The sequence below is a fragment of the uncultured Sphingomonas sp. genome, assembly GCF_946477935.1.
In the GTDB taxonomy this organism is placed as follows: Bacteria; Pseudomonadota; Alphaproteobacteria; order Sphingomonadales; family Sphingomonadaceae; genus Sphingomonas.
In genome coordinates this window covers 1-14,446 of record NZ_CAMLAC010000084.1, presented here as the reverse complement: position 1 = coordinate 14,446, position 14,446 = coordinate 1, and the positions used below count along the sequence as shown (strand labels likewise).

11 protein-coding genes, 2 pseudogenes and 1 other annotated feature are annotated in these 14,446 nt (G+C 64.4%); of the genes and pseudogenes, 5 read left to right on the top strand and 8 right to left on the bottom strand.

Features of this window, described 5'->3' with window-relative positions; all coding sequences use genetic code 11:
• A pseudogene (locus Q0U08_RS10580) lies at positions 1–952 on the top strand (IS3 family transposase); the annotation flags it as partial.
• Positions 17–122: a sequence feature (AL1L pseudoknot), on the top strand. It overlaps the preceding pseudogene by 106 nt.
• 36 nt (positions 953–988) lie before the next feature.
• On the opposite strand, the gene Q0U08_RS10575 reads toward Q0U08_RS10580, so the two are convergent.
• The 7 genes and pseudogenes from Q0U08_RS10575 to Q0U08_RS10545 all read right to left on the bottom strand — a co-directional run bounded on the left by Q0U08_RS10575 (position 989) and on the right by Q0U08_RS10545 (position 7,768).
• The gene (locus tag Q0U08_RS10575) at positions 989–1,897 is read right to left on the bottom strand and encodes a transposase (RefSeq protein WP_298091410.1); all 909 of its coding nucleotides are present in this window, start codon (positions 1,895–1,897) and stop codon (positions 989–991) included.
• Positions 1,898–1,918: 21 nt separating this feature from the next.
• Positions 1,919–2,134, bottom strand: a complete 216-nt coding sequence (locus tag Q0U08_RS10570; RefSeq protein ID WP_298091411.1) for a transposase zinc-binding domain-containing protein — start codon at positions 2,132–2,134, stop codon at positions 1,919–1,921.
• A gap of 33 nt (positions 2,135–2,167) precedes the next feature.
• Positions 2,168–3,067, bottom strand: a pseudogene (locus Q0U08_RS10565) (tyrosine-type recombinase/integrase).
• A 236-nt stretch (positions 3,068–3,303) separates the two neighbouring features.
• Positions 3,304–4,467, bottom strand: coding sequence for a zinc-dependent alcohol dehydrogenase (locus Q0U08_RS10560; protein WP_298091409.1), 1,164 nt, complete (start codon positions 4,465–4,467; stop codon positions 3,304–3,306).
• Positions 4,468–4,479: 12 nt separating this feature from the next.
• A complete protein-coding gene (locus Q0U08_RS10555; protein ID WP_298091408.1) occupies positions 4,480–4,989 on the bottom strand; it encodes an SRPBCC family protein in 510 nt (169 codons plus the stop codon).
• Complete coding sequence (locus tag Q0U08_RS10550) at positions 4,986–5,648, bottom strand: Crp/Fnr family transcriptional regulator (protein WP_298091407.1); 663 nt, start codon at positions 5,646–5,648, stop codon at positions 4,986–4,988. The genes Q0U08_RS10555 and Q0U08_RS10550 overlap by 4 nt, the downstream gene beginning before the upstream one ends.
• 275 nt (positions 5,649–5,923) lie before the next feature.
• Positions 5,924–7,768, bottom strand: a complete 1,845-nt coding sequence (locus Q0U08_RS10545) for a PAS domain-containing protein (protein WP_298091406.1) — start codon at positions 7,766–7,768, stop codon at positions 5,924–5,926.
• Between the two features lie 133 nt (positions 7,769–7,901).
• On the opposite strand from Q0U08_RS10545, the gene Q0U08_RS10540 reads away from it, so the two are divergent.
• The 3 genes from Q0U08_RS10540 to Q0U08_RS10530 are packed head-to-tail and all read left to right on the top strand — an operon-like array spanning position 7,902 to position 10,801.
• On the top strand, positions 7,902–9,077 hold the full coding sequence (locus Q0U08_RS10540; RefSeq protein ID WP_298091405.1) for a zinc-dependent alcohol dehydrogenase: 1,176 nt from the start codon (positions 7,902–7,904) through the stop codon (positions 9,075–9,077).
• A gap of 11 nt (positions 9,078–9,088) precedes the next feature.
• Positions 9,089–9,682 (top strand): hypothetical protein, encoded by a 594-nt coding sequence (locus Q0U08_RS10535; RefSeq protein WP_298091404.1) that lies wholly within the window; start codon positions 9,089–9,091, stop codon positions 9,680–9,682.
• Positions 9,683–9,706: 24 nt separating this feature from the next.
• Positions 9,707–10,801, top strand: a complete 1,095-nt coding sequence (locus Q0U08_RS10530; RefSeq protein ID WP_298091403.1) for a hypothetical protein — start codon at positions 9,707–9,709, stop codon at positions 10,799–10,801.
• Positions 10,802–10,953: 152 nt separating this feature from the next.
• Here the strand turns inward: Q0U08_RS10530 and Q0U08_RS10525 are convergent, their stop codons facing one another.
• A complete protein-coding gene (locus tag Q0U08_RS10525) occupies positions 10,954–13,539 on the bottom strand; it encodes a TonB-dependent receptor (protein ID WP_298091402.1) in 2,586 nt (861 codons plus the stop codon).
• A 159-nt stretch (positions 13,540–13,698) separates the two neighbouring features.
• Here Q0U08_RS10525 and Q0U08_RS10520 point away from each other — a divergent pair.
• Positions 13,699–14,446 (top strand): aldo/keto reductase (locus tag Q0U08_RS10520; RefSeq protein WP_298091401.1); only part of this gene is annotated, 748 nt, incomplete at its 3' end.

Genomic DNA, 14,446 nt, shown 5'->3' with positions numbered 1-14,446 from the left:
GCTTCGCATCCCCGGAACCTTATAGGCAGGCTCCGCCCATTCCGGCGATGATCGCCTTCATCGAGGATCATCGCGCAACCTATGGGGTCGAGCCGATCTGCCGCGTCCTGCCGATCGCCCCATCAACGTACTTCGAACATGTTGCGCAGCGACAGGATCTGATGCGCCAGTCGGCGCTTGCGCAGCGGGATCAGGGTCTCAAGCTTGAGGTCGCTCGCGTGTTTGCCGAGAACTTTGCGGTCTACGCGGCGCGCAAGGTTTGGCGGCAGATGATGCGGGAGGGCTTTCCGGTCGCCCGCTGCACCATCGAGCGGCTGATACGCGAAATGGGTTTTGCAGGCGTGATCCGGGCAAGTCGGTTTGCACGACGGTCAGCGACAAAGCTGCACCGTGCCCGCCGGATCACGTCAACCGCAGGTTCTACGCGCCAGCACCGAACATGCTGTGGGTGTCAGATTTCACCTACGTCGCGATCTGGGCGGGGTTCGTCTACGTCGCCTTCGTCATCGACACCTACGCCAGACGCATCGTCGGCTGGCGAGCGAGCAGGACGGTGCATGGCAGCTTCGTCCTCAATGCTTTGGAACAGGCGCTTCATGACGGCCCGCTCGTCCATCAGGGCGGTCTCATCCATCATAGCGACCGTGGGTCGCAATACGTCTCTATCAAATACACCGAACGCCTCGCTGAGGCCGGGATCGAGCCGTCGGTCGGCAGCGTCGGGGACAGCTATGACAACGCTTTGGCCGAGACGATCAATGGCCTCTACAAGGCCGAGGTGATCCACAGGCGCGGACCGTGCCGCAGCTTTGAAGCCGTCGAATATGCCATGCTCGAATGGGTCGACAGGTCCAACCATCCTCGCCTGCTCGAACCCATCGGCAATATCCCGCCTGCCGAAGCCGAAGATCAATATTATGCTGCCGTTGATACCATCGATATGGCAGCGTGACTTACAACACAACGCTCCGGCAAACCCCGGGGCGGTTCATGTCGATGCGACGCTGTGCGGCGGGGCGCGAGGCCGACACCAGCGTTCGAAGGTCTCGATGACAATCACGTGCCCACCGCAGCATGGGCATGGCGGGCGGGTGTCCTCTGGCTCGACCTGGGCATCGGCCGTGACTGGCGGAGCGACCCCGAGCAGCTGGCGGACGCGGTCGAGATGCGCCTTGCGCGTGGCGCCGGTGAGCAGGCCATAGTGGCGGATGCGGTGGAAGCCTTTCGGCAGGACATGGAGCAGGAAGTGGTGGATGAACTCGTCGGGGCTGAGCGTCATGACCTGCTGACGGTCGGCACCGCCGCGACGGTAATCCTTGTAGCGGAAGGTGACCCCGGCCCAGTCGAAACACAGCAACCGGCTGTTCGAGATCGCCACGCGGTGGGTATAGCGCGACAAATAGGCGAGCACCGTCTCGGGCCGGCAAACGGTGGCTTGGCGTAGACGACCCAGCGCTTTTTCCTGACCAGCGCCAGATGGCACAGAAACGCACGCCGGTCGGCAAGGTGCGAGGCTGCCGTGGAATGCGAGCCGCCCTGTTCGGTGCAGCGCCATCAACCGGGTGAGGAACAGACGGCGGAACAGCTTGCCGAGGCGCACCGGCAGCAGGATGGGAGGGCGTGACGACACCCATTGACTGCCGTCCGACGACAATCCGCCACCCGGCTCGATCATATGGATGTGTGGATGGTGGGTCATCGCCGAGCCCCAGGTGTGCAGGACCGCGGTGATGCCGATGCGCGCGCACAGATGCTTTGGGTCGGCCGCGATGGTGGTCATCGTTTCAGACGCCGCCTGGAACAGCAGGCCATAGACCGACGCCTTGTTCTGGAGCGCGATGTCGGCGACCTGGGCCGGCAGCGTGAAGACGACGTGGAAGTAGCCGACGGGCAGCACGTCGGCCTCGCGCTCGGCGAGTCAGATGCGTGCGGCCGCGCTCTGGCACCTTGGGCAGTACCGGTTGCGGCAGGAGTTGTAGGCGACCCGCCAGTGCCCACAGTCGGTGCAGGCCCCGATGTGTCCGCCCATAATGGCGGTGCGGCAATGCTCGATGGCCGGCATGACCTTGAGTTGGTCGAGGCTCAGGTGCCCGGCATGGGTCGCGCGGTACGTGGGACCGGCAGCGCGGAAGATGTCGGCGCCCTCGATGGAGGCGCCACGCGCGCGCTACCCGGCGGGCGTCCTACCCTCCATCAGCGCCATCAGCCGGTCGAGCGGAACCGGTGACCGCTCGGATCGTGCGGGTCGCGACCTTGGTGTAGAGCGCGGTGGTCTCGAGCTTGCTATGCCCGAGCAGCACCTGGATGACGCGGATGTCAACGTCCTCCTCCAGCAGGTGCGTGGCGAAACTGCGCCGCAGCGTGTGCGGGCTGGCGCGCTTCCGGATGCCCACCGCTTCGGCGGCTTCGCAGACCGCGCGGTGCAATTGCCGGGTCGAGATCGGGTCGGTGTAGCTCCGTCCCGGGAACAGCCAGCCGTGCAGAAGCCGGACGCTGCGCCGCTTGCCCTCGCGCCACCGCGACCGCAGCAGTTCGAGCAGCTGCGGTGACAGCATCGCGTTGCGGTCCTTGCGGCTCTTGCCCTCCTCAATGCGGATCAGCATGCGCCTGCTATCGATGTCGTCGGCCCTGCGGTGAGCGACCTCGGACACGCGCAGGGCGACACCGTATGCTACGCCGAGCGCGGCGCGGTACTTGATGCCCGGCGCCGCCTCGAGCAACCGCGCGACCTCATCGACGCTCAGCACGTTGGGCAGCTTCCTGGGACGCGGCGCCAGCACCAGCTAGCGCGACAGATCCGGCCGGTCCAGCGGCACGCCGAACAGGAAGCGGAACGCCGATACCGTGGCGCCGATGACGGACTCGCTGGTGCCGAGTTCGCGCTGGTGAACCTGGAAGCGCGCACGTCCTCGGCCGTCGCGGTATCCGGCGGGCGCTTCAGGAAAGCCGTGAAGGCGCGGACGTGGCGGACATAGTCGTGCTGCGTCCGAGGCCGCATCGAACGCATCGCCATGTCGTCGAGCATTCGCTGGAGCAGCGGGGGCGGCTTCGTCAGTAACATCGGCATGACAGGGTTCCTCAAGTTGAAGGAACGCCATCGTCCGCCTGTGCTGCCACACGGCCGAACCTCAGCGTCGACGCGCTACATCACCCCAAACACCACTGCCGCGCAGCGGCTTCGTGCTCTGGGTCTTTGTCGACTGACAGTATGGTGCCCTTCCTCGTTTGCACTGGGCCGACACCTGCGATGGGGAAAGCGACAGGTCGCTTCGAAAGCTAAAGCCTATGCCCATCAGAAAGGGCTCACGGCATGAATACGGCGCGCAAGCAGCCATCTTTCTTGTGCTTGAACATGTCATAGCCCTTCGGTGCTTCCTCAAGCGAGAACCGGTGGGTCGCGAGTGACGCCGGGGTCAACTCGCCGCGCTGTGCGTGTTCCAGCAGGCGCGGGACATAGGCTTGCCCGTGTTGCTGCGCGGTGCGGACGGTGACGCCCTTGTTCATCAGCAAGCCAAGCGGAAACTTGTCCATCACACCGTAAACGCCGAGGATCGACAGGATCCCCCCCTTGCGGACCGCCAGCATCGCCTGGCGCAGCGCGGTGCCACGATCCGTTTCCATGTACAAGGCTTGCTTGACCCGGTCATAGGCATGCTGGAGCCCGGTCCCGCCCGCTTCCATGCCGACCGCGTCGATGCACGCGTCCGGACCTCGGCCGCCGGTCATCTCCTTGAGCGCCTCGACCACATCCACCTTCGTATAGTCGAGCGGAATTACGCCGAACGCTTCAGCCTGCGCCAGCCGTTCGGGATAGCGGTCGATGGCGATCACGCGTTCGGCGCCTAGGATCATGGCGCTCTGCTGCGCCATCAGCCCGACACCGCCACAGCCCCAGACCGCGATGACGTCGCCTGGCTGGATGTCGCAGAAATCAGCGCCCATGAAACCGGTCGGCGCGGCATCGGAGATGAACAGCGCTGTCTCGTCAGAGACGCCGTCGGGCACTTTGAAGCAGTCGGTGTTCGCGAAGGGCACGCGGACATATTCGGCATGCGCACCAGCATAGCCGCCAAAGGCATGCGAATAGGCATAGATGCCGGCGGTCGGATAGCCGAGCAGCGGTTCCTGCAGTTCCGGCTTGGGGTGGGTCGTGTCGCACAGCGAGTAGAGATCGTGCTGGCAATACCAGCATCGCCCACACGAGATGAACGAGGGCACGACGACGCGGTCGCCCTTCGCCACTTTCGTGACGGCCGCACCGACATCGACGATCTCGCCCATAAACTCATGCCCTAGCACGTCGCCTTCGCGCATCGTCGGGATCAGGCCGTCGATGAGATGCAGGTCGGACCCGCAGGTCGTCGACAGCCGGACCTTCAGGATCACGTCGTTGGGGTTGAGGATCTCGGGGTCGGCGACCGCCTCCACACGGAGGTCGTTGACGCCGTTCCAACATAAAGCGCGCATGATGATGTCTCCTTAGCGGTCCGTGCCACCGTGACGGGCGGCCGGCTGCGGGTCGGTCGTGGGGATCTCGCCGGTCAGCGCCAGTGCGCGGAACCGGTAGAGCGCTGTGCGCACGATCTCGCGCGGGGCGATATGGAACAGCTTGGCCAGGGCCTGCCCGACCAGGCCACCGGGCGGATCAAAGCGAACCTCAAGATGGAGCTCGGTGCCCCGGTCGCCGGGGGCGGGGCGGAAGGTCAGCACGCCTACATTGGGGATGTCAGCCCCGTCCTGGGTCGACCAGCGCAGGCGGTCCGGCGTCTCGTCGGTCTTCATTGTTCGCCAGCGATATTCGCCGCCAGTCAGGCCGGGCACGGTCCATACCGCCGTTTGATCGTCCAGGGCGGTGACGGTGGCGAAGTGCGACCAGATGCGGGATTGCGTTTCCGGCTCTAGCCAGAGCGATCGCAATTCCGCAGCTGGCCTGCCGACAGTCACGGATGCGATCGCGGCAGTGTCGATCTCGGCTTCGGCATGGCTCATGATAGACCTCGGCTGTTCATGGTGGCGGATGGCAAGGGGGTGGGATCTGTGTCGCGCGGCAGGGCGAAGCGCTGGCGGTCGGGCGGGACGGGGTCCGCCTGGTTCGACCGCCAGCCGGAAAAGGCGTACGGCAGCGTCAGGTCGAGGATCGCGGCCTGTCGTTCACCGAAGGTCTGCACGTCGTCGCGGCGAAGCGCCTGGACGACGCGATTGACGTGAACCGGGGTCAGGCCGAGCAGCGCGCCGAGTTGTTCCTGGGTCGATGGGCACGCGAAGCCACCGCCCCTTGCCCGATCAACCCCTTCCAGCCGGCGGTGCAGGTCTGCGACGGAATAGGCGACCCGCTCACGGGCGCCGCGCCGTCCGAGGCTGGTCAACTCCGTACGATCCCGATGGCTTTCGCGGATCATCGTATCCTTCCCGCATGCGGAAAGGACCTGCAGGTCATGCCCGTCCATTGTCCGGCGCAACACGGCAACCCGCGCCGCACCGCTGATCCGGATCTCCTTATATGATCCGAGGGGCATCCAGTCGCAGATGGCGCCCGGCACCAGCACGTCGGTGATCTGGCGCGCGCCGTCGAGCAGGCCTTGCGCGCGGTCGGCCCAGCCTTGGACGAGCAGGTGCAGGTGGGCGCCGCCGTCGAACGGGCCGGACACAAGGGCAGCGCTGCGCGATGATACGACGTCGACCAGCGCCTTGGCAACAGCCTGCCACTGGATCGTGGCAAAGTTGCCGCACGCCAGTCGGATTGCTGCGGCGGCATGGGGATCGGCTTCGCTGCCGAGCCGACTTCCGCCCGGATGGGCGCATTCTCCTCACGCAGGGGGCATGGCCGGGACGAAAGCGTGGAATGCGGGTAGGGCATCGTTCAATCCCCTCAGTCACAATGACTTGTGGGGATTTCACGCCTCGATCGGCACTCGTAGCATCCCTAGGTAGGCTTCCGTGCCGCATGGCTATCACAAGGCGGCGAGATTCCGGCCGCCAGGGCGAACTGGATCAGTTCGGCCAGATTGCCGGCATTCAGCCGGTTCATGACCTGCGCGCGGTGCAGTTCGATAGTGCGGGGGCTGATGCCGAGCTTCTTGCCGAGCATCTTGTCGGTGTCGCCCTCGACCAGCCCGAGCAGGACCTCCCGCTCGCGCGGGGTCAGGCGGGCGATCCGCGCGCTGGCGTTCTCGTCGCGGGAGACGGGACGCACCGCAGCGAAACATTCGGCGATGACGTTCGACAAGCTGGTGTGCAGCGCGCCTTCGTTGTCCACGATGATATAGTCTGTTGCGCCAGCTTTCATCGCGGCAACCGCCGACATCAGGTCGGCGGCCGTTCCGTCCAGCACTATGCATGGCAAGGCGATCGCCCGCGCCTTCAATTCGCGAAGGACCGACAGGCCCTCCGGTTTTGCCCGGCGCAGATCGACCAGGACACATCCGGGCGCGAGTATGGCGGCGATGTCGAGGAAGGCCGCAGCGCTCTCAAAGGTGCGGGCGCGATATCCCATCGACCGAACGACGCCGGCCAGTCGCCGTGCCTCGAGCGCTTTGGCGCTGACGATATAGACCTGGCCGGAATCGTCCTGGGTCAGGTCCTCGACGATGCCGCCGATGCGAGTGACCGCGCCATCTTCCTCAAGGATGGGAAAGCTGGTGTCGCGCAGGCGGCGAACGGCGCCGTCGCCGGGGCGGATGATGCGATATTCGAACTGAGTGACCTCGCCGGCCCCGACGCTAGCCAGCGCATGTACGACCTGCGATCGATCGTCCGGGTGAACGTCTTCCAGCCATTGCTCGATAAAACGCGCGCCGTCCTCGCGAGGGATGCCCCAAATCCGTTCGAACGCGGCGCTGCGATATAGGATGGCCCCCGTCGCTGGGTCGCCGATCCAGAGAAGGTTGCTGCTATGCTCAGCGAAGCTGGTGAATCGCGCCTCGCTAACACGAACAGCGGCTTCGGCATTCCGTCGCGCTGTCACGTCGATCGCTGCGCCGATGAAGCCTGTCGCACAGCCGTTTTCGAATGTCGTGCGGCCTGATGTAGCGATGTGGCGGACGATACCGTCATCACGACCGATGACACGATATTCCACCGCATAGCTGCCGTCACCCGTCGGATCGACACAGGCCGCGATCGCCGTGCGGACTCGTGGCTGGTCGTCGGGATGAATGCCTTCTTCGAACAGCGCCTCGTCGATCGGCGTGCCGGCGGGCAGGCCCCACATCGCGCGCACCCGGTCGTCCCAGTCGAGCGCACCGGTGCGCGGGTCCCACGCATAGATGCCGATCCCGACGAGTTCAGTCGCGGCGCGCAGCCGGGCTTCGCTGGTTCGCAAGGCCTCCTCGAACACGCGTCGCTCGCTGGTGTCGCGCGAGACGCCAATGACCAACTCAACAGCGCCGTCCAGACCCAGCACCGGTCCCCAGACATAGGAGAAATAGGCCGCATGACCGGTCGGGCTGCGGTAGAAGACCTCGTTCTCAATCGTCGCACCGTTTGCGAAGATCTGGTCAATATGGCCAGTGAGCAGGGTTGCCAGGTCGGCCGGATAGTTCAGATCGGCAAACGACTTGCCCAGCATCTCCTTGGAGGTCAGCCCGAACAAACCCAGCATGGCCGGGTTGGCATAGGCGAAGCGATGGTGCCGGTCGAAAGCATAGACATAGTCCGGGATCGCGGACAGGTTCGCCTCCAGAAAACGCACTTGGCGGGCTAGCGTCTCCCCCGCGCCATAGAGCGGATCATCGCCTCGAGCGGTCGCGGCGAGCGAATATTCCTTCATCGGGCCGGCTCCTCAACCATTGCCGGACATGGCGGCAAGCGCTCGTGGCCGGGTAATGTTCCCTAGGGATCGCCCTGATGGGTCAGCGTAGCGGCAGACCATATGTCCGAACCACGCAACCGAGGAGAGCGGCATGAAAGCGCTAGTCTGGCACGGTAAGGAAGACATACGGTATGACACGGTGTCCGACCCTGCGATCGAGCATCCCCGTGACGCCATCATCAAGGTTACAAGTTGCGCGATTTGCGGGTCGGATTTGCATCTTTTCCATAATCTTGTGCCCGCGATGTTGCCCGGCGACATCATGGGGCACGAGACGATGGGCGAGGTCGTCGACGTTGGCAGCGCCGCCAAGGGATCGCTGAAGAAGGGCGACCGTGTGGTCATTCCCTTCACCATCCAGTGCGGCGAATGCGATCAGTGCAAGCGCGGCAATTTCTCGGTGTGCGAGCGGACCAACCGCAAGAAGGAACTGGGTGACAAGGCGTTCGGCCATGCGACTGCCGGGCTATTCGGGTATACCCATCTGACCGGCGGCTATCCCGGCGGCCAAGCCGAATATCTGCGCGTGCCGTTCGCCGACACGACCCATATCAAGGTTCCGCACGGCATCGACGACGAAAAGCTGCTGTTCCTGTCCGACATCCTGCCGACCGGGTGGCAGGCGGCAGTGCAGGCCGACATCCAGCCAAGCGACACGGTGGCGGTGTGGGGCTGTGGGCCGGTGGGCCAGATGGCAATACGCTCGGCGATCCTGCTTGGCGCCGAACAGGTGGTCGCGATCGATCATCTGCCCGAGCGTCTGTCGATGGCCGCCGCTGCGGGTGCGATTACGATCAACTTCAAGGAAGAGAGCGTCGTCGAGCGGCTGAACGAGCTGACCAAAGGCAAGGGGCCGGAAAAGTGTATCGATGCGGTCGGCACCGAAGCCCATGTCAATTTCGGTCAACCTGACACCGTGCTCGACCGCGCCAAGCAGATGCTTATGGCGGAGAACGACCGTCCGCATGTGCTGCGCGAGATGATCTATGTCTGCCGCCCGGGCGGCGTCATCTCGATCATCGGTGTCTACCTCGGGCTGGTCGACAAGATCCCGATGGGCCAGGCAATGAACAAGGGACTGACCTTCCGCATGGCGCAGGCGCATGTTCCGCGCTGGATCGGCGACCTGCTTCGCCGGATCGAGGACGGGCAGATCGATCCCTCGTTCGTCATCACGCACAAGGTCGACCTGTCCAAAGGGCCCGAGATGTACGCGACCTTCCGCGACAAGGCGGACGGCTGCGTCAAGGTCATGCTCCAACCCTGAAGGAGGCAACCATGCCACTCACCAACATCACCGGCATTGCTCGTTCGGAGGGCGACCCGAAGATTGTACGCAAGGGGCCGAGTTCGCTGACCGGTGCCGACCGGCTGGCGCGCGCACTCGGCTGGTTCTCGGTCGGGCTGGGCTTGGTCGAACTAATCGCGCCCGGCCGCCTCGCCAGCACGCTGGGACTGAGCGACAAGGAAGGGCTGATCCGTGCCTATGGCGCCCGCGAACTGGCGAGCGCTATCCCTACTTTGTCGGTCGACAAGCCGGTTGGGCTGGCGGCAAGGATCGGGGGCGACGCGCTCGATCTTGCCACGCTCGCCGGTGCGCTCCACCGCGACAACCCGAAATGGCGCAATGCCGCGATCGCAACCGCGCTGGTGGCTGGGATCACGCTGCTCGACGTGGCCGCCTTCAAGGGGGTGAAGGCCGCGCACGCCCGTGGACCCGACGCTGACCGCGACTATTCAGACCGGTCGGGCCTGCCAAAGGGGGCGCAGGCGTCGCGTGGCCTGGCCCGCAAGGACTTCGATATTCCGCCGGACTACCGCGCCGAAGGCAGGGTGGCGGCCGCGCTGCCGGTGCCCGCGCTCCAGGCTTGAGACGCGAACGACGGAGCGCCGCCCATGACGCTGGAACAGGGAGTGGGGGCAGCTTTGGTCCTGCTGTTCCTCGCCGACATCTTCCTGACCGTGCTCTATGCGCGGGCCGGGACCGGATTGCTCGCGCCCCTTTGGACACGGGTGATCTGGGCAGCGTTGCGTGCCGGGGCATCGCTGTTCGGCCGACGGCGCGGTCCGGCCCTGTCGTTCGTGGGACCGGTGATCGTCGTGTCGCTGATCGGCTTCTGGGCGTTCGGCCTGACGCTTGGTGCGGCGCTCGTCATCCGACCGGAACTGGGGACGACGATCCGGCCGGCCAGCGGGGATACGCCGACCGACTTGGTCACCGCCATGGTCGTCGCCGGCAACAGCCTGTCGATTGTAGGCGGCGGAGACTATGCCCCGCACAGCACCGCCACGCGCCTCCTGTTCCTCGTCAACTCGCTGATCGGCGCGTCGGTTCTGTCGCTGGTGCTAAGCTATCTGGTCCAAGTCTATTCAGGCTTGCGCGAGCGAAACGCGCTGGCCTTGACGATCGACCTGATGACCGACGGCACGGGCGATGCGGCGGTGATGCTGGCGCGCCTCATGCCCGGCGGTGACTCTGGAAACGCGACCAGCGAACTTGGCAATCTCATCGCCCCGCTCACCGCGACGAAGGAAGCGCATCATTTCTACCCGCTGCTCTTCTACTTCCGCTTCAATGACGCGCGCTATGCCGTATCGCGGTTCGGCTTCGTGCTGCTCGACCTCGTCACGCTGATCGACACCGTGCTCGACCAGGACCGCTACGCGACCCTGATCGCCTCCTCGCCGGTCGCCTCGCTTCGCCGTGGCACGACGTTGTTGCTCGAGACGCTCGATGCGCACTTCCCCACGCGCGGTGGTAGAGAGGGGCGGCCCGAAGCCATCCGGGCGATGCGGCAGAGTATCGTGGCGGCGATCCGTACGTTGGAGGAGTCCGGCATTGCCGTACACCATGACGGTGTCGACGACTATGTCAGCAGACGACAGGCATGGGATGCCCTGACGTGCAGGGTCGCGCCGGCCATGGGGTACACGATGATCGAAATCGATCGGCGGTCCTCCGCGGTGCAGAGTCTTGTAAAGACAATATGAGACGCAGCTCTGATCATTTGCCATCCGCGCAGCGGACGAAGCAGCGGGGTTGCAGGCGTTGAGATCGCTGTCGACCGCAATTTCCTGGGTCGCTGCAAGATCTTTGGAGAAGATCCCGCGATCAACTGGCGCCAATGCACTGCACCGTGCCATCATATTTTCGTGCGGAACGTGATGCCGTACCGGGCTGGCTGATTATAGTTGACGGTCCGACCCAGATACGCGGTCACCCCTGCACCCGACGGTGCGGCGAGCAGCCCCTGTGAGATGATGTTGCGTTCATTGGTCGCGTTGTTGGCAAATAGCGAGATGTCGTACCGTCCATCTTCCAGGCGAACACCGGCCCGCAGGTTGAGGTTCGATTGGCCCGGCACCTGGGTATAGATCGACTGCGTGACCCCGGTGCCATAGGACGTGGTGAAGCTGTATTGGGCATAGCTGTAGAATTCGCTTCGGGCACCCAGGCGTAGGTCCCAGGACGGCGTGGCCGAAAGCGCCCATTTCGGCGCATAGGGCGCGCGCTGGCCTGCCGCATCTATATTGGCGATGCCGTTATAGCTAAGCTCCGCAGGCGCAGGCAGGGACGGTGCACGGGTATACACGGCGTCATTGTAGTTGCCATCGAAGGTCAGCCGGATGCCGGAGCCGAGATTGCCCACGATACTCCATTCAATGCCACGCGCGCGGATGTCGCCGACATTGGTTGCGCCGCGTTGCGGCGTGCCGTCGGGCAGGATGAACGACACCGATGTCTGAAAGCCCTTCAGCTTTTCCTGATAGGCCGCCAGCGACAGCGTCAGTTGCCCCTCGAGCAATGCCGCCTTCAGACCCGCCTCGATGTTCGTGGTCGTCGTCGGCTGAACCGGCGGCGCCTGTGGATTGAGGGCGCGGTTGTTCAGGTCGAGCCCGCCTGCCTGGAAGCCGGTCGCATAGGTGACATAGGTCGTGATGTCGGGGGTCAGCTTGTACGACAGGCTGGCCGTGCCCGACAGGTTGTCGTTCGACGTGGCGAGGTTGAGCGGATAGCCGGTGGTGGCGACGGATGTCGGATAGCCGGGCACCGTATAGGTGCGCCCGGCATTGCGCTGCACCGCATCGATCGCATTGTAGAAGGCCAGCAGTTGCGCGTTGGTTACGCCTGTGGGCAGGGTGCGCGGCAGCTGGCTGGTGTCCACCGGGCTGGTGCCGTTCTTGCGATCATAGGTATATCGCAGTCCCCCGGTCAGATCGAGCGCGTCAGTGACATGCCAAGTGGCCTGTCCATAAGCCGCTGCCGTCCGGTTCTCGACCGTTGTGTCCTCAATGATCTGCGCGCCGGTCAGCTGCGAGCGGAAGGACAGCGGAATAGGTGTGAAGTTGTTACCCGCCACAGTGTTATAGGCATTGTACCAGGGGATCACGTCCGCACCGAACTGGTGGATGACATAATGATCCTTCAGACGCGAATAATAGAAGAACGCGCCGATCTGCCAATCGATGGCCTTGCGACCGGAGGAGGCGAGCCGCAATTCCTGGCTGAACTGGTCACTCCGGCTGATCGCCATGTTCTGATAGATGTCGATTGGCGAGTTGTCGCTGTCCTGCGGCGGATCGAACGACCAGCGCCGCCACGCGGTGATCGAGGTGATCCCCACGGGACCGAAGTCATAGTCGGCCGTCATCGAAATGCCGGCGTTGGTCGTGCGCATCTGGTTATAGTTGTTCGTGATGTTCGTGCGCGGATCGACCGTCGGGATCCAGTTTTGCACCCCGCCGAAATCGCCAAGCTGGGCAAGAGCGCTGCGGGCGTTCGTCACCCGCGCCTGCTGTGCGGCGGTGGTATTGATGCCCCAATTGCCGGGGCCGTAAAGCTCGACAATTCCGCCGCCTGAGCTGAACCCGGCGGAGCTGTCCCGCTCGATGTTCAGATCGCCCGCGATAGTCACCTTCAGCGGACCCTGATCGAACAGGATCTGCTGGCGAATGCCCCACCGCCCGGTGCCTGCGGTCGTTGCATCGTCAGTTGCGGTCGGGGCGTAGATGTCCTTTTGCAGGGCGGCATTACGAAACGCCGGACGAAACGGCGTGTCGATCCATCCATCCGCGCGTGTGCCGAACGCGACGGTGCGGAAAGCGATGGTGTCGCTGATCGGTCCGGTCAGGATGACCTTAGCCTGCGCGAAATTATAGCGGCCATAGGATAGCTCGACCGACTGGCTGGGCGTGAAGCTGGGCTTGTTGAAGGTGATGTTCAGGGCACCGGCGGCGGCATTGCGGCCGAACAGCGTCCCTTGCGGGCCCCGAAGCACCTCAAAGCTCTGCACGTCGACAAGGTCCTGCAGCACCTGTCCCGGCCGCGCTTGGTACACGCCGTCGAAATAGACGCCGATCGCATTGTCCAGACCATCGGCCGCCGTCGGGGCGTAGCCGATGCCGCGAATGGTGATGGAGAAGTTGCGGGGATTGCCGCCGGTCGCGTTGAGCCCGGGCGTCTGTTCGATCAGGCTCTGGAGATCGATCGTACCCTTACGTTGCAATGTCTCGCCATCGATCGCCTGGATCGAGATCGGCACGTCGCGGATGTTTTCCGCGCGGCGGCGTGCCGTCACGACGACATCACCGGTGCCGACATCGGGGTCGGCCAGCACCAACTGCCGTGCCTCGCCCGGATCGACCGGCACCTGGGCAGTCCCGACCGATGGCCATGCCAAGGCCGTCGTGGACACCAGCAAGGCGCCCAATATGGCGGATCGTTTCATCCGGAACCCCTTCTCGTATTCCCATCAAAGCAGTAGGCATTGATTCCACATCTAATTCCTATCTGGTCAGTAGGAAATCTTCGTGGTTCCCGAAGTTTTCTGAGTCGCGGCTTTTGCCGGTCCTGTTCGACACTCAGGCATCCAGACAGGAGGACGGATATGCCACTCATCGGGACATTGGCGGTAAGCGAGCAGGGCTTCGGCGCGATGGGCCTGTCGCACGTCTATGGGCAGGCTGACGAAGCGGAATCGATCCGTACGCTGCACCAGGCGATCGATCTGGGTATCACCTTCTTCGACACCGCTACTGCTTATGGAAAAGGCCATAACGAAGAGCTGTTGGGCCGCGCGATCACCGGGCGGCGCGACAAGCTGGTGATCGCCAGCAAGTTCACGCACGGGCAGGAGGGCGAGGGGCGCCGGGTATCGGCGCGGGAGGCGGTTGAGGCCAGTCTGCGGCGGCTCGCTACCGATCACATCGACCTTTATTACCTGCATCGCATCGACCCCGACGTGCCGATCGAGGAGTCGGTTGGGGAACTCGGCCGGTTGCGCGACGAGGGCAAGATCGGCGGCGTCGGTGTGTCCGAGGCGAGTGCGGCCCAGGTACGGGCCGCGCATGCCGTCACGCCGCTAACGGCGTTGCAGAGCGAATATTCGCTATGGACACGCGAGGTTGAGGCAGAGATCCTGCGGACCACGCGGGAACTGGGCATCGGCTTCGTCGCCTATAGTCCGCTCGGTCGCGGCTTCCTGGCCGGTGCCGGGCCGACCGAGGACAACGACCGCCGCCGCATCCACCCGCGCTTCCAGGCCGAGGCGGTTGCGGCGAATGCCCGCCGACGGCGCACGATCGAGGATGTGGCCGAGCGGCTGCACGTTACGCCCGCACAGGTCAGCCTTGCCT